This is a genomic window from Brevundimonas sp. (assembly GCF_036659295.1).
Lineage (GTDB): Bacteria > Pseudomonadota > Alphaproteobacteria > Caulobacterales > Caulobacteraceae > Brevundimonas.
The window spans coordinates 1-25,690 of sequence record NZ_JAVXCU010000011.1; the positions used below are offsets into that span (position 1 = coordinate 1).

Annotated in this window: 19 protein-coding genes and 1 pseudogene; 8 read left to right on the forward strand and 12 right to left on the reverse strand. The window is 61.3% G+C overall.

Annotation, left to right across the window (positions count from 1 at the left end; genetic code table 11):
- The 7 genes from RSB01_RS03790 to RSB01_RS03820 all read right to left on the reverse strand — a co-directional run.
- On the reverse strand, window positions 1-412 hold a 412-nt coding region (locus RSB01_RS03790), incomplete at its 3' end, for a response regulator (RefSeq protein WP_332625084.1).
- Window positions 409-1,278: a protein-glutamate O-methyltransferase gene (locus RSB01_RS03795; RefSeq protein WP_332619764.1), complete on the reverse strand. Its 870-nt coding sequence runs from the start codon at window positions 1,276-1,278 to the stop codon at window positions 409-411. The genes RSB01_RS03795 and RSB01_RS03790, both read right to left, overlap by 4 nt.
- Window positions 1,275-1,748, reverse strand: a complete 474-nt coding sequence (locus RSB01_RS03800; RefSeq protein WP_332590690.1) for a chemotaxis protein CheW — start codon at window positions 1,746-1,748, stop codon at window positions 1,275-1,277. Before RSB01_RS03800 ends, RSB01_RS03795 begins: the two co-directional genes overlap by 4 nt.
- 3 nt (window positions 1,749-1,751) lie before the next feature.
- Window positions 1,752-4,070 (reverse strand): chemotaxis protein CheA, encoded by a 2,319-nt coding sequence (locus tag RSB01_RS03805; RefSeq protein WP_332590691.1) that lies wholly within the window; start codon window positions 4,068-4,070, stop codon window positions 1,752-1,754.
- 33 nt (window positions 4,071-4,103) lie between these two features.
- Entirely contained in the window at window positions 4,104-4,469 is a 366-nt protein-coding gene (locus tag RSB01_RS03810; RefSeq protein ID WP_332590692.1) for a response regulator, read from the reverse strand.
- Window positions 4,469-4,765 (reverse strand): STAS domain-containing protein, encoded by a 297-nt coding sequence (locus RSB01_RS03815; RefSeq protein ID WP_332590693.1) that lies wholly within the window; start codon window positions 4,763-4,765, stop codon window positions 4,469-4,471. Before RSB01_RS03815 ends, RSB01_RS03810 begins: the two co-directional genes overlap by 1 nt.
- Window positions 4,765-6,840, reverse strand: coding sequence for a methyl-accepting chemotaxis protein (locus RSB01_RS03820; RefSeq protein ID WP_332590694.1), 2,076 nt, complete (start codon window positions 6,838-6,840; stop codon window positions 4,765-4,767). The genes RSB01_RS03815 and RSB01_RS03820 overlap by 1 nt, the downstream gene beginning before the upstream one ends.
- Before the next feature lie 518 nt (window positions 6,841-7,358).
- Here RSB01_RS03820 and RSB01_RS03825 point away from each other — a divergent pair.
- The 5 genes from RSB01_RS03825 (at window position 7,359) to RSB01_RS03845 (ending at window position 16,179) form a co-directional block, all read left to right on the forward strand.
- Window positions 7,359-8,726 (forward strand): ATP-binding protein, encoded by a 1,368-nt coding sequence (locus tag RSB01_RS03825; RefSeq protein ID WP_332590695.1) that lies wholly within the window; start codon window positions 7,359-7,361, stop codon window positions 8,724-8,726.
- Window positions 8,723-9,346: a response regulator gene (locus tag RSB01_RS03830; protein WP_332590696.1), complete on the forward strand. Its 624-nt coding sequence runs from the start codon at window positions 8,723-8,725 to the stop codon at window positions 9,344-9,346. Before RSB01_RS03825 ends, RSB01_RS03830 begins: the two co-directional genes overlap by 4 nt.
- A gap of 50 nt (window positions 9,347-9,396) precedes the next feature.
- Window positions 9,397-10,839: an NAD-dependent succinate-semialdehyde dehydrogenase gene (locus tag RSB01_RS03835; protein WP_332590697.1), complete on the forward strand. Its 1,443-nt coding sequence runs from the start codon at window positions 9,397-9,399 to the stop codon at window positions 10,837-10,839.
- Window positions 10,840-10,988: 149 nt separating this feature from the next.
- A complete protein-coding gene (locus RSB01_RS03840) occupies window positions 10,989-12,659 on the forward strand; it encodes an MFS transporter (RefSeq protein ID WP_332590698.1) in 1,671 nt (556 codons plus the stop codon).
- 124 nt (window positions 12,660-12,783) lie between these two features.
- Window positions 12,784-16,179: a PAS-domain containing protein gene (locus RSB01_RS03845; protein ID WP_332625086.1), complete on the forward strand. Its 3,396-nt coding sequence runs from the start codon at window positions 12,784-12,786 to the stop codon at window positions 16,177-16,179.
- Window positions 16,180-16,366: 187 nt separating this feature from the next.
- On the opposite strand, the gene RSB01_RS03850 is transcribed toward RSB01_RS03845, so the two are convergent.
- Window positions 16,367-16,984, reverse strand: coding sequence for a response regulator transcription factor (locus RSB01_RS03850; RefSeq protein WP_332591625.1), 618 nt, complete (start codon window positions 16,982-16,984; stop codon window positions 16,367-16,369).
- Window positions 16,985-17,153: 169 nt separating this feature from the next.
- On the opposite strand from RSB01_RS03850, the gene RSB01_RS03855 reads away from it, so the two are divergent.
- The 3 genes from RSB01_RS03855 to RSB01_RS03865 all read left to right on the forward strand — a co-directional run bounded on the left by RSB01_RS03855 (window position 17,154) and on the right by RSB01_RS03865 (window position 21,913).
- Entirely contained in the window at window positions 17,154-18,536 is a 1,383-nt protein-coding gene (locus tag RSB01_RS03855) for a DcaP family trimeric outer membrane transporter (protein WP_332591624.1), read from the forward strand.
- A gap of 37 nt (window positions 18,537-18,573) precedes the next feature.
- Window positions 18,574-20,523 carry an acetate--CoA ligase gene (gene acs / locus RSB01_RS03860; protein ID WP_332625087.1) on the forward strand — a complete coding sequence of 650 codons (1,950 nt, stop codon included), beginning with the start codon at window positions 18,574-18,576 and terminating at the stop codon, window positions 20,521-20,523.
- A 130-nt stretch (window positions 20,524-20,653) separates the two neighbouring features.
- On the forward strand, window positions 20,654-21,913 hold the full coding sequence (locus tag RSB01_RS03865) for a hypothetical protein (protein WP_332591457.1): 1,260 nt from the start codon (window positions 20,654-20,656) through the stop codon (window positions 21,911-21,913).
- 13 nt (window positions 21,914-21,926) lie between these two features.
- Here the strand turns inward: RSB01_RS03865 and RSB01_RS03870 are convergent, their stop codons facing one another.
- The 4 genes and pseudogenes from RSB01_RS03870 to RSB01_RS03885 all read right to left on the reverse strand — a co-directional run bounded on the left by RSB01_RS03870 (window position 21,927) and on the right by RSB01_RS03885 (window position 25,687).
- The gene (locus RSB01_RS03870; RefSeq protein ID WP_332591456.1) at window positions 21,927-22,475 is read right to left on the reverse strand and encodes a pseudouridine synthase; all 549 of its coding nucleotides are present in this window, start codon (window positions 22,473-22,475) and stop codon (window positions 21,927-21,929) included.
- Between the two features lie 111 nt (window positions 22,476-22,586).
- A pseudogene (gene mmsB, locus RSB01_RS03875) lies at window positions 22,587-23,477 on the reverse strand (3-hydroxyisobutyrate dehydrogenase); the annotation flags it as partial.
- 27 nt (window positions 23,478-23,504) lie between these two features.
- Window positions 23,505-24,554: an enoyl-CoA hydratase/isomerase family protein gene (locus RSB01_RS03880; protein ID WP_332591455.1), complete on the reverse strand. Its 1,050-nt coding sequence runs from the start codon at window positions 24,552-24,554 to the stop codon at window positions 23,505-23,507.
- On the reverse strand, window positions 24,551-25,687 hold the full coding sequence (locus tag RSB01_RS03885; RefSeq protein WP_332620198.1) for an acyl-CoA dehydrogenase family protein: 1,137 nt from the start codon (window positions 25,685-25,687) through the stop codon (window positions 24,551-24,553). The genes RSB01_RS03880 and RSB01_RS03885 overlap by 4 nt, the downstream gene beginning before the upstream one ends.
- Window positions 25,688-25,690 lie beyond the last annotated feature (3 nt).

Sequence of the window (25,690 nt, forward strand, 5' to 3'; positions counted from 1 at the left end):
GTTCCAGCGGACGCACGCGGGCGCGGGCCGCCGACTTCACCTTGTCGGCCAGATCGGCAAACGCTTCCGAGGCAGGATGCCCCACAGCCGGTTTGGCCACCGCATCCACCGCGCCGATTTCCAGCGCCGCCAGCGTCACATCCGTGCCCGCCTGCGTCAGGGTCGAGACCATCACCACCGGCATGGGGCGCAGGCGCATAATCTTTTCTAGGAATTCCAGCCCGTTCATATTTGGCATTTCGACATCCAGCGTCAGGACATCGGGATTCAATTCCTTGATCTTGGTGCGGGCATCCAGAGGGTCTTCGGCAGTGCCGACAACCTCGATGTCCGGATCACGGCGCAGGACAGCCGAAATCAGGCTGCGCATCGTGGCGCTGTCATCGACAACGAGGACTTTGACGCGGCTCATGCGCCACCTTCAGTGCGCTGGTAGGTGGTCAGACCACAGGTCTTGAAGGCCCCCGTGGAAGGCCCCGACACACGCTCGGAATGGCCAATATACATTGACCCGCCCGGGTTCAGAATCGGCGCAAAACGGCTCCAGATTTTCTCCTGCGTGGCGTCATCGAAATAGATCACCACATTGCGGCAGAAGATCACGTCAAACGTCCCCTTCATCGGCCATTTGCCGATCAGGTTCAGTTCGTTGAACACCACCAGACGGCGCAGCGTCTCGCTGGCCTGCGAATAGCCGGGACGTCCGGATACCGGATTGAAGTGGCGACGCCCCGAGGCGGGTACAGGGGCCAGAAGTTCATCCGAATAGATGCCGTCCCTGCCCTCTACGACCATGTTCGGGTCGATATCGGTCGCCAGAATCCGCACATCCAGATCATTGGCTTCCGGCAGCTTCTCCAGAACGGTCAGCGCCATCGAATACGGCTCCTGCCCATTGGAACAGGCTGCCGACCACAGGCGCACCCGCCCACCGGCACGCGCCCGCGCCGCCAGTTGCGGCATCACCACATCGCGCAGATGGTCGAAATGGTGTGGCTCGCGATAAAAGCGGGTGACATTGGTCGTCAGCGCCGCCGTCATGGCCTGACGCTCTTCCTTACCCTCGGGAGATTCCACAAGGGCGATATACTCGGCAAAATTGCGCAGACCCAGCGTTCGCAGACGCTTGGCCAGACGCGAATAGACCAGCGCGGCCTTACCCTCATGCAGGGCAATACCGGCATGGCTGTGCAGAGCACTGGCAATGTGACGGAAGTCGGCCTGGGTGAACGCAAACTCGCCGTCCACCAGTGTCTCCCGTCCGGCGGTCATAGTCATGCGGCTTCGGCTTCCGCCTCGGCTGGCAGGACGTGTTCGAGGTCGATCAGGCTGATCATACGGCCGCCTTCAACCGCGAAGATGCCCTTCACAAAGGCCTTCACGCTTTCCGAAGCGACGTCCGGCGTCGGCTGGATGGCCGCGTCGGTCAGTTGTACAATGTCGGACACGGCATCGACCAGAAGGCCCACCAGACGGCTGCCCACATGGGCCACCATGATGACATGGCGCTCGGTCGGCTCGCCGGTCTGGAGACCGAAACGCGAGCCCAGATCGATGATCGGCAGCACCGTACCGCGCAGGTTGATGACACCCTTCATATAGGCAGGCGAGCGCGGAAGCGGCGTGGCCGGTGTCCAGCCACGGATTTCACGCACGCTCATAATATCTACGCAGAACTCTTGTTCGCCGATACGGAACGCAATCAGTTCGCGGTCGGAACCGGCGACATTAGGGGTGACTTGGGTCATGGGTCAGCTCGCCATCTTCAGTTCAGCAAGAGGGGTAGTCCGTCGACGTCCGGTGGTGACCAGAGCGTCGATATCGAGGATCAGGGCGACGCGCCCGTCACCCAGAATGGTTGCAGCCGCCACGCCTTCGACATGGCGGTAATTGGTTTCAAGGCTCTTGATCACGACCTGACGCTGGCCGTGGATCGCATCCACCAGAAGACCGGCGCGCTGGCCGCCTTCGGTTTCGACAATCATCACCACCCCGCCCTTCAGGTCGGTCGGTTCGCTGCGGAATTCCATCGTCTGGCCCACATCGACCAGCGGCACGAACTCGTCGCGGAACATCAGCACCGGATCGACACCGCCGACCAGATGGATGTCTTCGGCCTTGGGTGTCAGGCTTTCGACAATGGCGGCCAGCGGGGCCACCAGGGTTTGCTCGGCCGCGCCCACCACCATGCCGTCAAGCACGGCCAGTGTCAGCGGCAGGGACATGGTGAAGACCGAGCCCTTGCCCGGATTGGAGGAAATCGAAATCCGTCCGCCCAGTGACTGGATAGAGCGGCGCACCACATCCATCCCCACGCCACGACCGGACACATCGGTCACTTCCTTGGCGGTCGAGAAACCCGGCAGGAAGATCAGGTTGTCCACCTCGTCGTCGCTGAGAATCTGGTCCGGCGTGACCAGACCGCGCTCCTCGGCAATGGCGCGAACGCGCTGGCGGTTGATGCCTTTGCCGTCGTCCGAAATCTCGATGACAATGCGACCCGAGCGATGCAGCGCGGCCAGCTTGACCGTGCCTTCGGCAGGCTTGCCCGCCTCCTCGCGCTCTTGCGGCGTTTCCAGCCCGTGATCGATAGCATTGCGCAGCATGTGGGTGATGGGTTCAGACAGACGTTCCACCACGGTCTTGTCGACCTCGGTGTCTTCGCCGGCCGTGACCAGCTTCACCTTCTTGCCCGTCATGGCGGCCACTTCGCGGACCAGACGCGGCATGCGCTGGAACACCGACTTCACCGGCTGGGCGCGGATCGCCATCACGCTGTCCTGAATCTCGCGGGTCAGCAGTTCGAGGTCTTCGAGGCCGAGCGAAATATCGGACGAGCGGGCCAGACCGCTTTCATAGACGCGCTGTGCCAGCATGGCCTGCTGGATCACCAGTTCGCCCACCGCATTAATCAGACGGTCCACGCGCTCCAGATCGACGCGGATCGTAACGGGGGCTGCTGTTGCGGGGGCCGCAGATGCATTATTGGCCGCCACCAGAGGTGCTGCGGGTGCCGGAGCGGCCTTGGACTTTGGGGTGTCGTCGATGACAGGTGCAGCCTCGCTGCCCCCGCCCAGACGCGAAGCCGTATCAGCCTGTGCCATGGCCACCAGTGCCGCGATATCGAACTCGGCCGATGCGCCCGTATCCAGAGACGGCAGGCCATCATTCAGATCCGGCAGACTGTCGAGCACCACCGGAGCGCCGGCCTCACCGGACATGACAGGCGTGATGCTCAGGTCGCAATCGGTTTCCACAAAGTCGAACACATCGCGCACATCGAGCTCGGCCACAGGCGCATCCAGATGAATGGTCCAGACCAGATGTGATTCCAGCGGCTCCAGTGCCTCCAGCGACGGCAGGCCGCTATCGTCCATCTCTACCGAGATCGGCCCCAGACGGCCCAGTTCACGCAGCAGCAGCGCCGTTTCATTGGCATTGGCATAGAGGCGCGGATGCGGACGGAAGATGATCTTCCAGCCCGTCTGTTGACCACCCGAAGCAGACGGTTCGTCCAGCGAAGGCAGATCAAGCGACGGCAGGTCCAGAGGCTGCAAGTCCATCAGGCCCATACCGTCACCGGCACCAAAATCATCCAGACTGAGCGCCACCGGCATAAAGCCGAAATCGTCGTCCATATCCGCGGATGCGGCGATGTCCGCGCCCGAAACCGGCGCGCCGTGGGTCAGGGTTTCCAGTTCGGCAATCAGGGTTTGTGAACGCTCGGGATCAACCGCAGGCCCCGCGCCACGCGCGGCGGTCACATGGTCATTCAGGACATCCGATGCGCGCAACAGACTGCGCACCACATCCTCGTCCACCTCTTTACGGCCCGAGCGCAGCTCGTCCATCAGGGTCTCGAAAACGTGGGCAAAGCGAACCAGATCATCCAGACCGAACGCCCCTGCCCCGCCCTTTACAGAGTGGACGGCGCGGAAACAGGCATTGATCGTCTCGATATCGGTATCACCCGATTCCAGTGCAATCAGATTGGTCTCGAGGTCGCCGAGAAGCTCCTCGCATTCCTGGAAGAAGGTGACCTTGATGGCCTCGAACGGATCGTCACTCATGGCTGGGGGAAGTCCTTGAAATCTAATCCGGCCTTAGGCCGCTACGCGGCGGACAGCGTCCACCAGTCGAACAGGGTCAAACGGTTTAACGATCCAGCCCGTCGCACCGGCATCACGCGCGCGCTGCTTCTTGGCCGCATCGCTTTCGGTGGTCAGAACCAGAACCGGCACGCCGCTATAGGCAGGATCGGCGCGCATACCTTCGATAAAGCCGAAGCCATCCATGCGCGGCATATTGATGTCGGTAATCACGACATCGGGACGTTGCTCGGCCAGTACTTCGAGGCCGTGAACACCGTCCACAGCCTGCACAACATTATAGCCCGCATCCTGGAGGGCCAGCATCAGCATGTCGCGCATGGTGCGCGAGTCATCAACGGTCAGAACGGTTTTGGTCATCAGGCGGCGTCCTGCGCTACGAGTTCATCGGGGGAAGCTCCAAAGCCCAGCCATTGCTCGTTCAGGGCTTTGGAAACATTGAGAAAGATCAAAGCTTGGCCGTCGGCCTTCCAGGTTTTGACAGCCGAGAGCAGAATCTGCAGGCACAAACCACCCAGACGCTCTACGCCCGAGGCATCCAGCGTTACGGCATGACCACGATACTGCATCAGTTCCGACTTCAACGGCTCTGCCGCGCGGATATCCAGTATTGCGGGCAGGGTGATGACAGGATCCAGAATGGTGTCTTGCGTCATTAGAACTCCTCCCAACCGTCTTCTGACGGCTGTGATTTCAAAGCGACACTGCCAATGCCTTTGGTACGCAATGCCGAAATGGTTTCGGCGACCGAACGCGGGCGCTCCTCACCGGCAACGGCTACGGCCTGTTGCTGAACACGGTCTGCAACATACTCATTGGCCGGACGCACAGGACGGGCCGGACGGGCCATGGTCGGTGCCTCGACAGCTTGCGGCGTAAAGGCCGGTTTCGGAGCGGGTTGCGACACCGGCTTGGGTGCGCTGATCACCGGAGCCGCCGCCGACACCTGCGCCTTGTAGGGCGCAGGCTTGGCCGCCAGCTTTTGCGACACCTCGAAGCGCGCCACCGATGCCGTCAGATCCGCAGCCTCGGACGCAAGTGCCTGACAGGCGGCGGTCGATTCCTCGACCATGGCCGCGTTCTGCTGGGTCACCTGATCCATCTGGTTCACAGCCGAGTTTACCTGAGCCAGACCGGTGGCCTGCTCTTGTGCCGACGCCGCGATCTCACGCACCAGAGCGTCGATCTGTGCCACGCGGTCCACAATGCGGCCCAGAGCATCACCGGTCTGTCCGACCAGATTCACACCCTGGCTGACCTGTGTGCCGGAGGCCGAGATCAGTGCCTTGATTTCCTTGGCAGCCCCCGCCGAACGCTGGGCCAGTGCCCGCACTTCGGAGGCCACCACGGCAAAGCCGCGCCCCGCATCACCCGCACGGGCGGCTTCGACACCGGCATTCAGGGCCAGAAGATTGGTCTGGAACGCGATCTCGTCGATCACACCGATAATGTCGCCGATCTTGCGCGACGACGCCTCGATCGCGGTCATGGCGTCAACGGCGTTGCTGACCACCGCGCCGCTGCGCTGGGCATCGTCCCGCGCGCCCATGACAACCTGCGCAGCTTCTTTTGCGCCATCGGCGGTACGGCCGACAGTGGCGGTAATCTGGTCCAGAGCCGCTGCAGTCTGTTCCAGAGTGGCCGCCTGTTGCTCGGTGCGGTGCGACAGGTCGTTGGAGGCCGCGCTGATTTCCTCGGCCCCCATATTGATGACCGACACATTGGCATTCACCAGCGAGACAGCCTTTTCGAGGCTTTCGATCGCGGCATTAAAATCGACCTTCAGCGTCTCAGCCGACTGGGGGAAGTCGGTTGTAATGCGCCACGTCAGATTGCCATTGGCCAGCTTTTCCAGACCTTCGGCCAGAGCGGTCACAACAACCGTGTCATTGCGGCGGCCCTGCTCGATTTCGGCCTCGCGGCGCTGACGGGCCTCTTCGGCCTCTTTCAGCATCAGATCATTACGGGCTTTCAGGGCGTTCTGTTCGAGCGTGACCTGTTTGAAATGCTCGACGGCTGATGCCATCAGACCCACCTCGTCGGTGCGGCCCAGAGCCGGGATCACCACCTCGGTATTACCGCCCACCAGCTTGCGCGTCGCTGAGGCCACCGCACGCAGGGGATTGGCAACCCCCATGGTCAGCCACGCGCCGCATGCCACAGCCATGACCAGAGCGAACACGCTGCCGATACCCATGACGAGGCGCATCATATTGGCCAGAGCCATCTGGCGCTGGGCCAGAGCCTCGGCCTCGTTGCCGCGTTCATCGACAAGGGTCTGCAAGATTTGATCGACAGGGGCCAACAGGCCCGAGCTGTCATAATTAGCCGGATCGTCGAGGCCCACACCGCGCACGGCCACAGCCTCGAACCAGCTTTCAACACCGGCTCGCGCTTTTTCGACCTGCTCATCGGAGGTCCGGTCCATGCGTTTGTACTCGTCCAGCGCGTCATTAAAGCTGGAGCGATGCTCGCTCACCAGATCAATGGCCGACGGAATGCGCGACATTACATAGGCGCGAAGGGCCGCGTCCTGACGCGACATTTGCAACTGGGCGTTTACGGCTGCCTGCTGTGCTGCCGTTACCCGCTCCATATCGCGGCGGATATTCTGGACGCCGCTGACGCCCACATACACGCACAGGCTCATGGCCAGAATCGCAGCAATAATGCCGCCAAACGCGAAGGTCAGCTTCTGCTGGATCTTCAGATTGTTCAAGAAACCCGTCATTACACACTTCCCCCGGTGTGCTTGCCGCAGCAGGGGTCACAGCCCCATAAACCACCGGCAAGTGCCAAGGCAGAACGGTTGGCCCGCGCGGTCTGCACAGCAGACGCGACGTCTTTAGCAATCTGCGATTCTTTCTGAAGCGCACACAGCTGCAGCACGGGGACCATCCCAACCTCGACAAAGATTTGCGACTATCTGCACGTACAAACGTAGGTTTCTGTAAACCAGCAGGTACGGGCAATCCCCTATAGGCTTAAGGGAGATGTCTTACCGAACTGTAGTTGTTTGGTATTTTATTGCCCCGCTTGGAGGTTTTTGTGATAACTTCGTTATCTGCAATGTTACACTTCGCCTTTAGTGCGGCTTGATCCCCGTGGCCGGTTCACCCCAGAAGGGAAACCGGTAAATTATCAGCCCCGATTCAAAAGCCTACCGTAACGCACATGCTCCCTTCTTCCGGCAAATCCTCTGCCAGATCCGGACATCACCCGCCCCAAAATGTCCGTTTGCAGACGGCGATGCGTCTTGTGTTGTGCGCCGGTCTGGTTGCGGCCTCGCTGGCCGGATTTCTGATCGAGCCGTCCGGTAAACTGCCCTTGCTTTTACCCGTCATGGCCACCGCCATAATCGCCCGTCTGGGAGGATGGCGTCTGGTTTCTGCCTGCGTGGCGTTGCTGTGGGCAGGACTGTCCCTGTTGACCCTGAGCGGCTTTGTCATGGTTGCAGATGCCATAATGGTAGGGGGCGTCTCGGCCTTGACCGCCCTGCTGACGTTCCGCCCCGAGCGCCCTCTGATCGGCATGTACGGTCTGTACCAGTCCACCGAGCACGAGGTTTTGCGCTCCTTGCTGGCCGCTACGCCGATCGTGCTTCTGGATCAGGAAGGCCGCATCAAACGCGCCAGCCCTGCCAGCCACGACATCTTCCAGCGCGCCGATGAACAATTGTGGGGCATCCCTTTCAGCGAACTGGTTCCCGGCTTTGACCACCAAGAACATGCCCGCGCGGAGTCCGAGGCAGGTCTAGTTAAACCCGCCGGAAACAACTGGCAGATCATCCGCCCCGACCAGCCACATATCGATGTCGAGCTGTGGCTGGACCACACGCCCGATGGTCCTCTGATCCGGCTGGTCGATCTGACCCCGCGCCTGACCGCCGACGAACAGGCCCGCGAACTTCACTCCCAACTCAACAAGGTCTGGCGACTGAACTCGCTTGGGGAAATGGCCGCCACACTGGCCCATGAGTTGAACCAGCCACTGGGGGCCGCCGCCGCCTATCTGCATGCCGCACAAGAGGACATGAAGACCGCTGGCCCTCTGGGTGAAAGCGCCCTGCGCACAACCGAACTGGCCAAGGCCCAGATGCTGCGCGGCGGTCAGATCATCCGCCGCATGCGCGAACTGCTGACGATGGAAATGCGCACCTTGGCCAAGGAACGGCTGAGCCTTGTCGTCGATGACGTACTGCCCATTCTGATCCTGACCGGTCAGGACCGGAATATCCGTATCGAAACCGATATCGCCATGCCCGATCTGGTGCGTCTGGACCGCATCCAGCTTCAGCAGGCTCTGGTCAATCTGGTCCGCAATGCTGTCGAGGCCAGCCCCAATGGCTCGCGCGTTTTGATTACCGGCCATCCCGTCACCGACCGCAGCTTCGAGGTCGCCGTCGAGGACAGTGGTCCCGGCATCGCCCCCGATCAGGTCGATCGCGTCTTCCAGCCCATGATATCGACCAAGTCGGGCGGTATGGGGCTGGGACTTTCTGTGACCCGCACCATTGTTGAAAGCCACGGCGGCAACCTGCGCGTCGGCGCTTCGCGCTGGGGTGGTGCCCGTTTTTCGTTTACACTCGCCATTGCCAATCAGGACGAGCAAGAATGACCCCTTCAGTCTTCATCATTGATGACGACGCAGGCATGCGTGACTCACTGGTAGCCCTGCTGCGCAGTCAGGGCATACGGTGCCGCGCCTTTGCGGGCGGGGCCGACTTCTTACGCTCCATGCCACAGGACGAAACCGCCTGTGTGGTCACCGACCTGCGCATGCCCGAAGTTGACGGTGCCGAGGTGGTACGGCGGGTCAGCGAGGAGCGCGGCGCGGCGTGGCCGATACTGGTCATCACCGCCCATGCCGATGTGTCCGTCGCCGTCAGCCTGATGAAACAGGGTGTGGTGGACTTCATCGAAAAGCCGTTCGATCCCCAGCGCCTGATCGAAAGCGTCCGTGGATGCCTGTCGCGCCTGACACAGGTGGGCGAACAACAACGCCTGACCCAAGCGGCCCGCGAGAAATTCGACCGCCTGACCCCACGCGAGGCACAGGTGTTCAATGCCCTGATCGAAGGCCTGTCCAACAAGGCTATCGCCCAGACCCTGGACATCAGCCCGCGCACCGTCGAGGTCTTCCGCGCCAAGGTCATGCAGAAGATCGAGGCAGAAAGCCTGTCGGACCTGATCAAAACCGGCCTTCTTTTGCGTAACGAAGACGGCATAAGCTCTTGATCCGTTAACGGCGATATCCCTTATTCACTCCCAACAAGAGGGAGTGCGTTATGAGTCAGAATCGCTTTTTGCGTCAGCAGGGCTTTATCGGTGGCCAATGGGTCGATGCCGACAGCGGCGAAACCCTGAGCGTCACCAATCCGGCGACCGGCGAAGTGCTCGGCACCGTCCCCAATATGGGTGCCGCCGAGACGCGCCGCGCCATCGAAGCGGCCGAACAGGCGATGAAGCCGTGGGCCGCCCGCACAGCCAATGACCGCGCCAAGATCCTGCGCCGCTGGTTCGAGCTGATGATGGAAAATCAGGACGAACTGGCCCGCCTTCTGACGCTCGAACAGGGCAAGAGCCTTGCCGAAGCCAAGGGCGAGATCGCCTATGGCGCAGCCTATCTGGAATGGTTCGCCGAAGAGGGGAAACGCGCCTATGGCGAGGTCATCCCCACCCACGACAACACAAAACGTATCGTCACCCTGAAACAGCCGGTGGGCGTGGTCGGGGCGATCACCCCGTGGAACTTCCCGTCCTCGATGATTACCCGCAAGATCGGTCCGGCCCTCGCCGCCGGTTGCGCGGTGGTGCTCAAGCCCGCTGCCCAGACACCTTTCAGCGCCTATGCACTGGCGGTTCTGGCCGAGGAAGCAGGACTGCCTGCGGGCCTGTTCAACGTCCTGACCGGCAAGGCCTCGGCCATTGGTGGTGAACTGACCTCCAACGAGATTGTGCGCAAGATCAGCTTTACCGGCTCGACCGAGGTGGGCCGTACTCTGATGGCCCAGTCCGCCGCCAGCATCAAAAAAATGTCGCTGGAACTGGGTGGCAACGCCCCTTTCATCGTATTTGACGATGCCGATATCGATGCTGCCGTGGCCGGTGCCACCATCTCCAAATTCCGCAATTCGGGCCAGACCTGCGTCTGCACCAACCGCTTCTATGTGCAGGCGGGCGTCTATGACGAATTCGTCAAAAAGCTGTGCGCTTCGGTACAGGCCCTGAAGGTCGGCAACGGCCTTGAAGACGGCGTTCAAATGGGCCCTCTGATCGATGACAAGGCCGTCGAAAAGGTCGAGGAACATCTGGCCGACGCCCTGTCCAAGGGGGCGCGCGTGCTGACGGGCGGCAACCGCCATGCGCTGGGCCATACCTTCTTCGAGGCGACCGTCGTGGCCGACGTGACGCAGGACATGCAGATGTGCCGCGAGGAAACCTTTGGTCCTCTGGCCGGTGTCATCAAGTTTGAAACCGAAGACGAGGCCATTGCACTGGCCAATGACACCATCTTCGGACTGGCCGGCTATTTCTACAGCCGCGATATCAGCCGCGTCTGGCGTGTCGCCGAGGCAATGGAAACGGGCATGGTCGGCATCAATACGGGCATACTTTCCACTGAAATCGCCCCCTTTGGCGGCATAAAACAGTCCGGGCTGGGCCGCGAAGGCAGCCGCCACGGCCTCGAAGACTTCATGGAAATCAAATACCTGTGCATGGGCATCTAGGTTCGGGCGCAGCGATTTAGACGAACGTCGATCTCTGCAAACCGATTTTCTTCCTGTCAGTCTCCCTGATGACGCTGCGCACCAAGACGCAACGCATCAGGGAAACATGGCCGCCTGAGGGGGCGGCCTTACAGGAAGGGATAACACCTATGACCGACCGCACCCTTCACGGGGCGGACGGGGGTGATCGCACGGTCAAAAAGAATGACCGGTTGGTGATTGCGGCCTCGTCTGTCGGTACCGTCATCGAATGGTACGACTTTTACCTCTACGGCTCGCTGGCCGCGATTATTTCGTCCCAGTTCTTTTCGGGCGTTAACGAGACCACCGGCTTCATCTTTGCACTGATGGCCTTTGCTGCAGGCTTTGCGGTGCGTCCGTTCGGGGCCATCGTCTTTGGCCGGATGGGCGACCTTTGGGGTCGCAAGAACACCTTCCTCGTCACCATGTTGCTGATGGGCCTGTCGACCTTTGTGGTCGGCCTTCTGCCCTCCTATGCCGCCATCGGCATTGCCGCCCCGATCATTCTGGTGCTGATGCGCCTGATTCAGGGTCTGGCACTGGGCGGCGAATATGGCGGCGCGGCCACCTATGTCGCCGAACACGCGCCCCACGGTAAGCGCGGCTTCTATACTTCGTTCATCCAGATCACCGCCACGGTCGGCCTGCTGCTCAGCCTGATGGTCATCCTGGGGGTCCGTAGCGCCATCGGCGAGGACGCCTTCCGCGAATGGGGCTGGCGTATTCCGTTCCTCGTTTCCATCCTGCTTTTGGGTGTGTCGCTGTGGATCCGCCTGAAACTGTCCGAAAGTCCGGCATTCGAGAAAATGAAGGCCGAGGGCAAGGGTTCGACCACCCCGCTCAAAGACAGCTTCATGAAGTGGCCGAACCTGAAACTGGTGCTGATCGCGCTGTTCGGTCTGGCTGCTGGTCAAGCCGTGGTCTGGTACACCGGCCAGTTCTACGCCCTGTTCTTCCTTGAAAAGACTCTCAAGGTCGACCCGTCGCTGTCGAACATCATGATCGCCACAGCGCTGGCACTGGCCACGCCCTTCTTCATTATCTTCGGCTGGCTGTCAGACAAGATCGGCCGCAAGCCCATCATTCTGGTGGGATGCCTGCTGGCTGCCCTGACCTATTTCCCGCTGTTCCACGGACTGACCAAGGCCGCCAACCCGCAACTGGCGGCTGCGGTGGCATCGTCTCCGATCAAGGTTGTCGCCGATCCGGCCAACTGTAATCTGCAGTTCGACCCCGTCGGCGGGACCGTGTTCAACACCTCGTGCGATGTCGTCAAAACCCATCTGGCGCGGGCAGGCATCAACTATGAAAACGTCGCCGCTCCGGCGGGCACGATCGCCCATGTCCAGATCGGTGATGTAACGGTGCAATCGTTTGACGGCACCGCACTGTCCAAGGCCGATTTTGATGCCCGGAAAAAGAACTGGGACACGGCCCTGACCGCCAGCCTGACCGAGGCCGGCTATCCAGCCAAGGCTGACAGCGCGCAGGTGAACAAGCCGATGGTGATCGCCATCCTGTTTATCCTCGTCCTGTATGTGACCATGGTTTACGGCCCGATAGCAGCGGCTCTGGTCGAGATGTTCCCGACCAATGTACGCTACACCTCCATGTCATTGCCCTATCACATCGGTAATGGCTGGTTCGGCGGCTTCCTGCCCACCACCGCCTTTGCCATGGTCGCGGCCACCGGCAATATCTATTACGGCCTGTGGTATCCGATCGTGATTGCGGTGCTGACCGTCATCATCGGGGTCATCTTCGTCAAGGAAGGCAAGGACGTGAATATTCACGACTAGTCCGGACAGGTTCTGATCCGATCCTTACGAGGGCGGGCCGTCAAGCGGTCCGCCCTTTTTGGTCGCTTATGGCCGTTGGTGCCTCTTTTCCCTTGTCGCGCCTGCCATAGAAGGCCCAGATGCCATGATGTTCAGCTTTGCAACACTGGCCATGACCGTGGCCTATATGGCCACATTGTTCGCCATCGCATGGTGGTATGAACGCCCCGACATCAAGGCCAAGGGCTCCGGCCTTATCGGCCCAAGCCTCTATGCCCTGTCACTGGCCATCTATTGCACCTCGTGGACCTATTACGGTGCCGTCGGTACCGCCTCGCGCGATGGCTGGGACTATCTGCCCATCTATATCGGCCCCGCCATCGGGCTGACCCTGCTGTTTCCGCTATGGCGGCGCATTGCGTCGGCGGCCAGACGCGCCAATGTCGGCTCCATCGCCGACTTCATTTCTGCCCGCTATGGCAAGAGCCCCGTGCTGGGTGCCGCCGTTACCCTCGTCGCCATTCTAGGGTCCCTGCCCTATATCGCCCTGCAACTGCGCTCGCTCTCCATGGCCGGAGAGATGCTGAACGTGAACAGCCCTGTTGCAGGCTCCGAAAACCTGACCGTGTTGATGTTGGCAGCGGTTCTGGCAGGGTTCACCATCCTGTTCGGCGCGCGTCGCACAGACCTGACCGAGCATAATCGCGGCCTGATCCAGGCCATTGGCGTGGAGTCCATCGTCAAGCTGGGCGCGCTTCTGGCCGTGGCCGTATTTGCCGTCATACTGCTGACCCAAACGCCCCAGCCGATCACCGCCTTCACATCGGGCCTGGGGGACCTGTCCCGCTGGCCACAAACCGATGCCCGCTTCTGGGCCATTACCCTTGTGGCGACGCTGGCGGTCTTTTGTCTGCCGCGCCAGTTTCACGTCGGCTTTGTCGAGGGCGGTGCCCCCGACGAGATGCGCCGCGCCCAATGGATTTTCCCGCTCTATCTGTGCCTGACCTCGCTGGCGGTTCTGCCTCTGGTCGCGGCAGGCAGTCTGTCCCTGTCGGGGACAAATCCCGACCTGCTGGTTCTGGCCCTACCTTTTACCCACCAACAAAGCCTGCTGACCTCTGTGGTGTTTGTCGGCGGTTTTTCGGCGGCTACCGCCATGGTCATTATCGAAACCGTGGCCCTGTCCGCCATGGTTTCCAACAACCTCGTCCTGCCGCTCATGAGCGCCCGTCGTGGCCCGTCCGGCAGTCACCCGCCCGCGCCGATGAGCGCGATGGCCAGCAAGATTTTGAACGTCCGCCGGATCGCCATCGTTGCCATCCTGTTTCTGGGCTGGCTGTATTATCTGGCGATGGATCCGGCCTCGGGTCTGGCCGATATGGGGCTGGTTTCCTTTGCGGCACTGGCGCAACTGGCACCGGCCCTGTTCGGTGCGGTTCTGTGGCGCGGCGGGCAAAGCCGTGGCGCAATGGCCGGTCTGAGCATCGGCATGGTGGTATGGTTCTTCATGCTGGCCATGCCGCAACTGGCCCCCGACCTGCCCTTGCATGTCCACCATATTTTCGGACTGGAAGACCCGTTCGCTGTCGGGGTTTTCCTGTCTCTGGGTCTCAATCTGGGCATCTATATCATCGTCTCGCGCCGGTCTGCGCCCCGCTTGATCGACCGTGTACAGGCGCGCGCCTTTGTCGATCACAAGGAGGCCGAATGGCTGGAAGGGCGCGGCCATCTGTCTGGGGCATCGGTGCAGGATCTGAAGGTTCTGGTCGCCCGCTTCATCGGACAGGAACGCGCCGACAAAGCCTTTGAGGCATGGGCCGACGAGGTCGGCGTGCGGCTGAAAAACAGCGACCCCGCCGATGCCGGCCTTGCCCGTGCGGCCGAACGTATGCTGGCCGGTGCGGTCGGGGCCGTCGCGGCACGCCGCGTCATCGGTGCCGCCCTGTCCGGTGGGGGCCGCGCCCCCGAAGACGTTGTGCGGATGCTGGACGAAGCCTCGCAGGCCGTACAGTTCAACCGCCAGATCTTGCTGACCACGCTCGACAATATCGATCAGGGCGTGGTGGTGGTGGATGACGATCTGCGTCTGGTGGCGTGGAACCACCCCTATATCGAGATGTTCAACCTGCCCGCCGGTTTCCTGCATGTGGGCATGCCGATCGCTTCGGTGTATCGCTATAATGCCGAGCATGGCGAACGCGATCTGGTGGATGGAGACATCGACAACTGGATCGAGCGCCGGCTGGAAGCCCTGCACCGTCGCCAGCGCCACTTCCATGAGCGCGAACTGTCGGATGGCCGCATTCTGCAAGCCGTCGGCGAGCCACTGCCGGGTGGGGCCTATGTCACCTCCTATACCGACATCACCGACCTGCGCCGCGCTGCCCGCCAGCTAAAAGAAGCCAATGAGCAACTGGAAGGCCGCGTCGCCGAGCGCACCACCCAGCTTAAAGCCGCTCTGGACATGGCCGAGCAGGCCACCGCCTCCAAGACCCGTTTTCTGGCCGCTGCCAGCCACGATCTGTTGCAACCGCTGCACGCTGCGCGCCTGTTTATCGCCGCCCTGCGCGAGGACGAGGCCGTCGCCAACAGCCGCTCGCAAACCCTCGCCGTCAATGCTGACCGTTCGATCGAAAGCGCCCACCGCCTGCTGACGGCCCTGCTGAACCTGTCCAAGCTGGAGGCCGGCGGCGTGGACCCCAGTGTCGCGCCTATGGCCCTGAACCCGTTGTTCAGCGACATCGCCCGCGAGTTCACCCCCATGGCCGAGGCCAAGGGTCTGGAACTGCGCGTCCACCCGACCAGCGCATGGATAATGAGCGACAGGGACCTTTTGCGCTCCATGCTGCAAAACCTTGTCGCCAATGCCATCCGCTATACCGACGAGGGCGCGGTTCTGGTCGGTGCCCGTCGCCATAAGGACCGTATTGATGTGGTGGTCGCCGATACCGGACGCGGCATTCCCGAAGACGCAAAGGCGCGTATTTTTGGCGAGTTTGTTCGTCTTCCCGGCGCGCCGGTCGATGAACCGGGCGTAGGGCTGGGGCTGGCGATTGTCCGGCGCCTGTCAGGACTTCTGGGCCATCCGGTATCGCTGGAATCGACTGTCGGGTACGGATCGGTCTTCCGTATCTCCACCCCGCGTACAGCCGCCGTGACAGCCCCCGCCGAAGCGGTCGTCACCTCGCAGACGCCCCTATCGGGCAAACGTGTGCTGTGCGTGGACAACGAACCGGCCATTATCGAGGCGATGGAGGCCCTGCTGAAACGCTGGGGCGCGGTGCCCATACTGGCCAGTTCCGCGGCCGAGGTCGAGGCCATGGAGGGCCCGTTCGACGCTGCCATTGTCGATCTGCATCTGGATATCGGTCAGCCCGATGGCCTGAGCGTCGTCAGGATGCTGAAAGCGCGCGGTGTCAAACGTATCGCCCTGATGACCGCCTCGACACAGGAAAAACTGGCCGAACAGGCCGCCGAGGCCGGTGCCACCCTGATGGCAAAACCCGTCAAACCCGCCAGCCTGAAGGCTTTCTTAAGTTAGTGATCGCATGGCGATCACGCCCTAACGTCAGCCTCGCGGAGGCTGACTGCTTGAGGGCTTCTTCTTTAAGGATGATCGCGGTGCGATCTGCCCTTTCGCTCGCCACGCGGTGGCTCGCTGCTTGAGGGCATTGTTTGATACCGCCCACAGACCGCATCATGGCGCGATCTGTGGGGACCGGCTAAGCTCAGCCTAGATCGATCTGCTGGGACAGGATGACGGCCTGGGTGCGGTTCTGGACGCCCAGTTTGCGAAACACGCTGGTCAGGTGCGCCTTGATCGTGGCCTCGGTCACGCCGAGGTCATAGGCGATCTGCTTGTTCAGACGGCCTGCCTTCAGGCCTTCCAGAATACGCAGTTGCGACGGGGTCAGGCTGGCAATCCGGCTTTGCAGATCGGCTTCCTCGCCCTCGGCCTCGCCGACATCGGGGGCCCATGTCTCGCCTTCCAGAATCTGGCCGATCGCTTCGACCATGGTTTCCAACGAAGCCGATTTGGGAATAAAGCCCGACGCACCGACCGCCAGCGCGTGACGCACTGTGTGCGGTTCCTCGCTGGCCGACACCACGACAACAGGCACAGCAGGATGGTTGGCACGGACCAGATTCAAGCCCGTCATCCCTTCGACATCCGACAGTTTAAGGTCCAGCAGCATCAGGTCCACCGTCCCCGAATTCAGGGCGGTCTCGGCCTCGGCAAAGCTGGAACATTCCACCACACTGGCGTCCGGTCGTGCTTTTCGCACAGCCGAGACCAGCGCCTCACGGAAGAGAGGGTGATCGTCCGCGACGACGATTCTGTCCATGGATGTCCTTCCATCAAATGATTCCGAGGCTTGCCCGACTGTCATGGCGACAGAATGACATGCACCGACTTTGGTCGAGATTAGACCAATGGCTAGATGTCGGAAACCGTTGCAACGCGAAAAGGTGACAATCGGAGACCTGCAAAAGTTCAGGCCCGGGAGGAAACCTATGGATAGACACCGCCTTTTAGGCGGGGCGGCTGCGTTCGCGCTCCTTGGCGCGTCTGTAGCCTATGCTCCGCATGCGCATGCCCAGGACACAACTGCGGCGCTCGAAGCCCGCATTGCCCTGCTCGAAGCCGAACTGAACAGCCTGAAATCCGAGATTCGTACTGCCCGCAGCGAGCAGCAGACCCAGAACCGCACCCTCAACGACAACATCATCCGTATCGAGCAGCGCCCCCAGCCTGCCGCTATGGCCGAAGCCCCCCGTCCTGCTTCACAGCGCCCCGCTGACGGTCTGCGCGTCGGCGACCATACGATCCGGTTCGGCGGTTTCATCAAGGCCGATGTCAATGTCTCGCACTATGGCGATGGCGACATCCCCTCAGGCGATCTGGGCCGTGACTTCTACCTGCCCTCTTCCATTCCGGTTGGCGGAACATCCGAAGGCACCGCCACCGATTTCAGCGCCCGCCAGACCCGTTTCTGGCTGACATCCGATGGCGAGGTCGGCGGCCACAAGGTCGGTGCCCGTATCGAGATGGATTTTCAGGCCCTGCCCGGCAGCGGCGACCACCGCACCACCAATCCATCATCACCGGCCCTGCGCCGTGCCTTTGTCACCATCGACAACTGGCTGATCGGTCAGGAATGGTCGAACTTCCAGAACCTGAACGTCATCCCCGAAAGCGCCGACTATCTCGGCCCCAGCGAGGGCATGATCCTGTCGCGTCAGGTTCAGGTTCGCTATACGCGCGGCCCGCTGTCGCTATCGGTTGAAAACCCCGAAACCACCCTGACGCCGTTTGGGGGGGGTGCCCGCATCATTGCCGACGACAACGCCCTGCCCGACATCACGGCACGCTATGCGCATGTCCGGCCTTGGGGCGAACTGCAACTGGCCGGTCTGGTTCGTCAGCTCAAATATGAAAATCCGACCAGTGCCATTGATAGCTCGACCTATGGTTGGGGTCTGTCGGCCTCGGCCAAGTTCAAGCTGGGCGCATCCGACGATATCCGTCTGATGCTGACCGGCGGCGAAGGCATTGGCCGTTATGTCGGCCTGAATCTGGCCAATGACGGTGTGCTGGATGCGACCGGCGATATCGAAGCCATCGGGGTCTTGGCCGGTTATGCCGCCTATCGCCATGTATGGCAGGCAGGCTGGCGCTCCAGCCTCATTCTGTCCCATCAGGAAATTGATAACCCCGAAACACTGACGGGCCTTAGCGTCAGCCGCTCGGCCTCCAGCGCTCGCGCAAACCTGATCTGGACACCATTGACGGGCGTTGATGTCGGTGCCGAACTGATGTTCGGAACACGGGAACTCCAGAGCGGTCAAAGCGGTGACATGAACCGTCTCAGCCTGTTCGCCAAATACGGCTTTTAAGCCGAAATAATAAGTAAAAGTCATCGGGAGAAAACGCGTGTCAGAGATTGAAATCTATCCGGTCCCCAAAGACCTTGCCGCCAAGGCCCACATGGATTCCGCCGGTTATGAAGCGGCCCGAAAGGCGGCACGCGAAACCCCCGATGCCTATTGGTCGAACCTCGCCAAACGCCTCGACTGGATGACCTTCCCGACCAAGATCAAGGACGTCTCGTTCAACAAGGACGACTTCCGCATCAAATGGTTCGAGGATGGCGTGCTGAACGTCTCGGCCAACTGCATCGACCGCCACCTGCCTGCCCGCAAGGACGAGGTCGCCATCATCTGGGAAGGCGACGAGCCGACCCACAGCGAGCACGTCACCTATGGCCAACTTCATGACCGCGTCTCGCGTCTGTCCAATGTGCTGAAATCGAGCGGCGTCCAAAAGGGCGACCGCGTCACCATCTATATGCCGATGATCCCCGAAGCCGCCTATGCCATGCTGGCCTGCGCGCGCATCGGGGCCGTTCACTCGGTGATCTTTGGCGGCTTCTCGCCCGACAGCATCGCGGGCCGCATCGAAGACTGCCGCTCCACCTTTGTCATCACCGCCAATGAAGGCTGTCGCGGGGGCCGCAAGGTTCCCCTCAAGGCCAATGTCGACAAGGCGCTGGAAAAGGTATCGGTCAAGAACGTGCTGGTGCTGCGCCACACTGACACGCCCACCGCGATGGTGGATGGCCGCGACATCGACTGGCAGACCGCCGTTGATGCCGCCTCCCCCGACTGCCCGCCAGAGCCGATGAATGCCGAAGACCCTTTGTTCATCCTCTATACGTCCGGTTCGACGGGTAAGCCCAAGGGCGTGCTGCACACCACCGGCGGCTATCTGCTCTGGGCCTCTTGGACGCATGAAAACGTCTTTGATTATCGCCCGGGCGAGGTCTTCTGGTGCACGGCCGATGTGGGCTGGGTGACGGGCCACTCCTATGCGGTTTACGGCCCCCTCGCCAATGCGGCCACCACCCTGTTCTTCGAGGGCATCCCCAGCTATCCGACCGTGTCGCGCTTCTGGGATGTGGTGGACAAGCACAAGGTCAATATCTTCTACACGGCCCCCACCGCCATCCGCGCCCTGATGAAGGACGGCGACGATCCGGTGAAGTCCTCCAGCCGCCAGTCACTGCGCCTGCTCGGCACGGTCGGGGAACCGATCAACCCAGAGGCATGGCGCTGGTATCACGAGGTGGTTGGCAACGGAAAACTGCCCATCGTCGATACATGGTGGCAGACCGAAACCGGCGGCATCCTGATCTCGCCGCTACCGGGGGCGACCGACCTGAAACCGGGCTCGGCCACCAAGCCGCTGCCGGGGGTCGAGCTGGAAATCGTCGATGCCGAGGGACAGGTGCTGGATGGCGTGACCGAAGGCAATCTGTGCATCACCGACAGTTGGCCCGGCCAGATGCGCACCGTTTACGGCGATGATGCCCGCTTCTTCGAGACCTATTTCTCGACCTATAAGGGCAAGTATTTCACGGGTGACGGCTGTCGCCGCGATGCGGACGGCTATTACTGGATCACCGGCCGCGTCGATGACGTGATCAATGTGTCGGGCCACCGCATGGGCACCGCCGAGGTGGAAAGCGCGCTGGTGCTGCACCATGACGTGGCCGAGGCCGCCGTGGTCGGCTTCCCGCACGACATCAAGGGTCAGGGCATCTATGCCTATGTCACGCTGAACGCCGATGTGACGCCGTCCGAGGAACTGCGCAAAGCCCTGATCGCACAGGTCCGCAACGAGATCGGCCCCATCGCTGCTCCCGATGTGATCCAGTGGGCCCCCGGCCTGCCCAAGACCCGCTCGGGCAAGATCATGCGCCGCATCCTGCGCAAGATCGCCGAAAACGAGATCGGCGCTCTGGGCGATACCTCGACCCTCGCCGATCCCAGTGTGGTCGATGATCTGGTCAAGAACCGCGCCGCCGCAGCAAAGGCGGCTTAAAGCTCCCCCACCATCCTGTCCCCTCACAAGTTCAGGATAAACGGAGGCCCCGAACCATCGGTTCGGGGCTTTTCACTTTCAAGCTTGATACACACGGTTATGGTGATGCTTCTAGTGGAGAACAGACGCCATGATCTCGCGCCGCGCCTTCAGCCTGATATCCGGAGCAGCCGCCCTCGCTCCCACCGCGCTCTGGGCGCAAGAAAAGATGGATGGGAACGCGCTCAATAACAGCGCGAACCTGTACTTGCCCCAGTACCTGGAGCTCATCGAGAAATCCGAGGCCGGTGACCAAGCGGCACAAAGCTTCCTGTATCAGTTCGCGTCCCTTGTTGGCGACGAGGCTCGAGCCACCGCCTCTCCCCAGCGGCAATTTACAGTGCCGCAAGAGCTTGTTCTCACCTCTGAACCCGCCATTAATGCCATCGTCGAACGCGCCCGCGACACGCGCGTCGTGATCCTGAACGAGCATCACTGTATTTCACGCCATCGCAGTTTCACCCTTGAGGTTTTACGGGCGCTACGACCGTTGGGGTTCGATATTTTTGCTGCAGAAACCTTCATTGGAAAACCGCGCCAACATCACCCTGTCCTTGTCGAGGAATTGCGGCACAAAATGCCCTTCCTGCCTTTCTACGGCTATTACAGTCGCGATCCGGTCTATGCCGAGACGGTGCGTGAAGCCTTGGAGCTAGGCTATCGGCTGGCCGCCTATGAACAGGCTGAACATCAAAGCCTGCTTCCCGACAGTGCCAGCAGTGTGGACCAGATCAACGAGCGGGAAGAAGCGCAGGCCCGAAACTTCATCGACAATATTCTGACGCCCCACCCCGACAGCAAGATCATTGTCCTGTGCGGTCACTCCCACATTCTGGAAGCGCCACAGGGCGAACGGGAATGGTTTGCCTCAAGACTGAAGCGCTATACCGGTATCGACCCACTGACGGTCGAACAGTCGCTCAACTGGCCTGCCTTTGATCCAGCTAATGATCCTTCTCTCACGCGCACAGTGTTGGAGCGTCTGAAACCGGATCAGCCCGTCTGTGTCTTCGAACCCTCAGGTCAGGCATTCACCGCCGAATCCTATTCTGGCAAGGTCGATTTGTCCGTATTTCACCCGCGCAAACCGGCCGTGAACAACAGACCCGAATGGTGGGCTAATGATCCGAAGCGGCGGGCCGCTCCTGTCCGCTTTGCGGCCAGTTCCGACATCTGCCTGATACAGGCTGTCCGTTCGGTAGAAGGCATGGGCGTAGTCCCTTCCGACCATGCTCTGGTTCCCGCCGGTGACACCAGCACCACCTTATACTTACGCCCCGGCTATTATGTGATCCGTCGCGAGACCCGAAACGGATGGGACATTATTGGCGAACTCGAAGTACCCGAATAGCCGCACGTTTTGCTTAGCGCTCGACTTCTTTCCATTCGCCGGGGGCGAGGCCGTCCAGCGACCAGTTGCCGACGCTCCAGCGCACCAGACGCAAGCACGGCAGGTCCACCGCCGCCGCCATACGGCGTACCTGACGATTTCGGCCTTCGGAGATAGTGATCTTGATCCAGCAATCCGGCACGGATTTACGCACGCGGATCGGCGGCACACGCTCCCACAATTGCGGGTCGTCAATCATCTCGGCCTCGGCAGGGCGCGTCATGCCGTCCTTCAGCATCACGCCGCGACGTAGTTTCTCCAGCGCCTCTTCGGTCGCAATGCCCTCGACCTGCGCCAGATAGGTTTTCTTGGTCTTATAGCGCGGCTCGGTAATGCGCATCTGCAGCCGCCCGTCGTCGGTCAACAGCATCAGGCCTTCGCTGTCCCGATCCAGCCGCCCCGCCGGATAAACCTTCGGCACAGGGATATAGTTGGACAGGGTGCTCCGCTCGCTGCCTTCGGTTCCCTTGTCGGTAAACTGGCTCAGCACATCAAACGGCTTGTTAAACAGGATCAGGGTCATTCCCGCCTTGTAGCGCCAAGGCAGCGCGGCGTCACATCCCTAATAGCCTCGCCAAAAACAAAGGCTCCGAGCATTCGCCCGGAGCCTGTGTCATTCGATATTTACGCAGGATCAGTCCTGCTTGCCGCGCAGCATCTGCAACATGGCCGAGAAGTCCTTCTGGCCGTTGCCCATGTTGTTGAACAGCGCATAGAGGGCCTCGGCTTGGGCGGCGAGCGGGGTGGAGGCTCCGGCCTTGGCGGCGGCGTCCTGGGCCAGTTTCAGGTCTTTCAGCATCATGGCAGTGGCAAAGCCGCCTTCATAGTTGCGGTTGGACGGGGCGGTCGGCACGGGGCCGGGCCAGGGGTAATAGTTGCTCACGCTCCAGCACTGGCCTGACGATTTGGACGCGATTTCGAAGAAACGCTCGGGGTCGAGACCCAGCTTTTCGGCAAGGGCGATGGCCTCGCAGGTGCCGATCATCGAAATGCCCAGCAGCATGTTGTTGCAAATCTTGGCGGCCTGGCCTGCGCCATGATCGCCCGCGCGGATGGTGATGCGGCTCATCGGTTCAAGAGCGGCTTCAACCTTGGCGAACACACCCTCGTCACAGCCGACCATGAAGGCCAGCGTGCCTGCATCCGCCGCTGCCGTACCACCCGAAACGGGGGCGTCAGCAAAGGTAAAGCCTGCTTCGGTCGCCAGCGTCGCCACCTTGCGGGCGGTGTCCACGTCGATGGTCGAGCAATCCAGCAGCAGGGCAGATTTCGGCGCATGGACCAGAACCTGTTCGGCATAGACCGACATCACATGCGGGCCAGCGGGCAGCATGGTGATGACCACATCGGCCCCTGCGACAGCATCAGCCACCGACGCGACCGGCGTGCAGCCCGCCGCTTCGGCGCGCTTCAGAGCATCGGCGCTAAGGTCAAACGCCATCACCTTATGGCCCGCCTTGGCCTGATTGGCAGCCATGCCGCCGCCCATATTGCCAAGGCCGATAAATGCGATCTTGCTCATGGTTTCTTCCCTAGATTTGGCGTCGCTTGATTAAGCCAGCGGTGTCCATTTTTCGTTTTGGGGCAGAGGCGCGAACAGGGCCTCTATGCTGGCATCACTAACGCCCGAAACATCGGCAGGCTGCCAGTTGGGGGCATTGTCCTTGTCGATGATGACGGCGCGGACGCCTTCCTGGAAATCATGGCTGGAGACGATACGGCCCCCCAGCGCATACTCCATCGCCATATTGTCGGCGAAGGTTTTCATGCCTGCACCCAGACGGATCTGGCGCAAAGACACCTTCAGCGATTGCGGCGACTTGGTCTTCAGGATCGACAGCTGTTTCAGCGCCCATTCCGAACCGTCGGCTTCGAGCGCGGCGAAGATGTCCTCGACGCGATCAAAACCGAACAGGCGGTCGATGGCTTCGCGGTGGGCATTATGCGGAGCCTCACCTGCATCGCCAGACACACGATCGGCCACCGACTTCGGGTCCGAAGGATTGGACAGCAGATCGGCCTTCAGCGCCTCGACAGCATCGGACGCCACAAAGTGGGTGTGGATGCCCAGAGCGACCGTATCGGCCGCCTTCAAACGCGCACCCGTCAGGGCCAGCCACACGCCGGTCTGGCCCGGAAGGCGCGGCAAGAACCAGCCGCCGCCCACGTCGGGGAACAGACCGATACCCGTTTCCGGCATGGCATAGGTGGTGCGGTCCGTAGCAACGCGCACACAGGCGGGCTCGGAAATGCCGACGCCGCCGCCCATGACGATACCGTCCACGATGGCGGTGATCGGCTTGGCGTACTCGAACATCAGATGGTTCAACTGATACTCGGTATGGAAGAAGGCCTTGGCCTCGCTGCTATCGCCCGCGCCGCTATCGGCGATCATGCGGATGTCGCCACCGGCACAAAAACCACGCTCCCCCGCATGGTCGATCAGAACCGACGATACCGCCGCATCATCGCGCCAAGCCAGCAGGGCCTCGATCATCGTCTCGCACATGGCGCGGTTCAGCGCATGGATGGCCTTGGGGCGGTTCAACGTGATCCGGCCCACACCATTTTCAATGCGGGTGATGACTTCGGCTTCGCTCATTTGGACAGTTCCCGTGACACGATCACACGCATGATCTCGTTGGTGCCCTCGAGGATACGATGAACACGCAGATCACGCACGATGCGTTCCAGTGGATAGTCTTTCAAATAGCCATAACCGCCATGCAGTTGCAGGGCTTCATCGGCAATCTGGAAACCGGCATCGGTGGCAAAGCGCTTGGCCATGGCGCACCATTTGGTCTTCTCGGGATGCTGCGTATCAATCGCCCATGCCCCGCGACGTACCATCAGACGGGCAGCCTCCAGATCGGTTGCCATATCGGCCAGTTTGAACTGGGTGTTCTGGAACTCGCCAATCGCCTTACCAAACTGCTTACGGCCCGCAACGTATTCCTGTGCCGTTTCCAGCGCCAGACGTGCTCCGCCCAGAGAGCAGGCGGCGATGTTCAGACGCCCCCCGTCCAGACCCGCCATGGCATATTTGAAGCCATCGCCCTCAACGCCGATCAGGTTCTCGACCGGAACGCGGCAGTTGTCGAACACGACCTCTGCGGTGGGCTGGGCATGCCAGCCCATCTTCTTTTCATTCGCACCGAACGACAGGCCCGCTGTGCCGTTTTCAACGACAATGGCCGAGATACCCTTGGCCCCTTCACCACCGGTGCGAACCATCACGACGTAAACGTCCGATGCGCCAGCGCCCGAGATAAAGGCCTTGGAGCCATTCAGCACATAGTAGTCGCCATCGCGCACCGCTGTGGTGCGAAGGGCCGCCGCATCCGAGCCGGAACCCGGCTCGGTCAGGCAGTAGCTGGCGATCTTGTCCATCGACACCAGCGACGGGATAAAGCGTGCACGCAGCTCGGCACTGCCGAACTTGTCGACCATCCACGAGGCCATGTTGTGGATCGAGATGAAAGCCGCCGTCGCCACGTCACCGCGCGACAGCTCTTCAAAGATCACCGCCGCTTCCATGCGACCCAGGCCCATGCCGCCATGTTCTTCACCGACATAGATACCGGCAAAGCCCATTTCGGCAGCCAGCTTCAGCTGTTCGCGCGGGAAGTGTTTCTCTTCGTCCCACTTGGCCGAGTTCGGCAGCAGTTCCGCCTCGGCGAAGGCGCGGGCCGCATCCTCGATGGCCCGCTGGTCTTCGTTCAGTTGGAAGTCCATATC

What these genes read in the sequence shown, in the direction of transcription:
- RSB01_RS03795 (WP_332619764.1), bottom strand. Translation starts at nt 1,278, where the DNA reads ATGACTATGACCGCCGGACGGGAGACACTGGTGGACGGCGAGTTTGCG.
- RSB01_RS03805 (WP_332590691.1), bottom strand. Translation starts at nt 4,070, where the DNA reads ATGAGTGACGATCCGTTCGAGGCCATCAAGGTCACCTTCTTCCAGGAA.
- RSB01_RS03880 (WP_332591455.1), bottom strand. Translation starts at nt 24,554, where the DNA reads ATGAGCGAAGCCGAAGTCATCACCCGCATTGAAAATGGTGTGGGCCGG.
- RSB01_RS03855 (WP_332591624.1), top strand. Translation starts at nt 17,154, where the DNA reads ATGGATAGACACCGCCTTTTAGGCGGGGCGGCTGCGTTCGCGCTCCTT.
- RSB01_RS03820 (WP_332590694.1), bottom strand. Translation starts at nt 6,840, where the DNA reads ATGACGGGTTTCTTGAACAATCTGAAGATCCAGCAGAAGCTGACCTTC.
- RSB01_RS03870 (WP_332591456.1), bottom strand. Translation starts at nt 22,475, where the DNA reads ATGACCCTGATCCTGTTTAACAAGCCGTTTGATGTGCTGAGCCAGTTT.
- RSB01_RS03850 (WP_332591625.1), bottom strand. Translation starts at nt 16,984, where the DNA reads ATGGACAGAATCGTCGTCGCGGACGATCACCCTCTCTTCCGTGAGGCG.
- RSB01_RS03840 (WP_332590698.1), top strand. Translation starts at nt 10,989, where the DNA reads ATGACCGACCGCACCCTTCACGGGGCGGACGGGGGTGATCGCACGGTC.
- RSB01_RS03825 (WP_332590695.1), top strand. Translation starts at nt 7,359, where the DNA reads ATGCGTCTTGTGTTGTGCGCCGGTCTGGTTGCGGCCTCGCTGGCCGGA.
- RSB01_RS03835 (WP_332590697.1), top strand. Translation starts at nt 9,397, where the DNA reads ATGAGTCAGAATCGCTTTTTGCGTCAGCAGGGCTTTATCGGTGGCCAA.
- RSB01_RS03800 (WP_332590690.1), bottom strand. Translation starts at nt 1,748, where the DNA reads ATGACCCAAGTCACCCCTAATGTCGCCGGTTCCGACCGCGAACTGATT.
- RSB01_RS03810 (WP_332590692.1), bottom strand. Translation starts at nt 4,469, where the DNA reads ATGACCAAAACCGTTCTGACCGTTGATGACTCGCGCACCATGCGCGAC.
- RSB01_RS03845 (WP_332625086.1), top strand. Translation starts at nt 12,784, where the DNA reads ATGATGTTCAGCTTTGCAACACTGGCCATGACCGTGGCCTATATGGCC.
- RSB01_RS03865 (WP_332591457.1), top strand. Translation starts at nt 20,654, where the DNA reads ATGATCTCGCGCCGCGCCTTCAGCCTGATATCCGGAGCAGCCGCCCTC.
- RSB01_RS03885 (WP_332620198.1), bottom strand. Translation starts at nt 25,687, where the DNA reads ATGGACTTCCAACTGAACGAAGACCAGCGGGCCATCGAGGATGCGGCC.
- RSB01_RS03830 (WP_332590696.1), top strand. Translation starts at nt 8,723, where the DNA reads ATGACCCCTTCAGTCTTCATCATTGATGACGACGCAGGCATGCGTGAC.
- RSB01_RS03815 (WP_332590693.1), bottom strand. Translation starts at nt 4,765, where the DNA reads ATGACGCAAGACACCATTCTGGATCCTGTCATCACCCTGCCCGCAATA.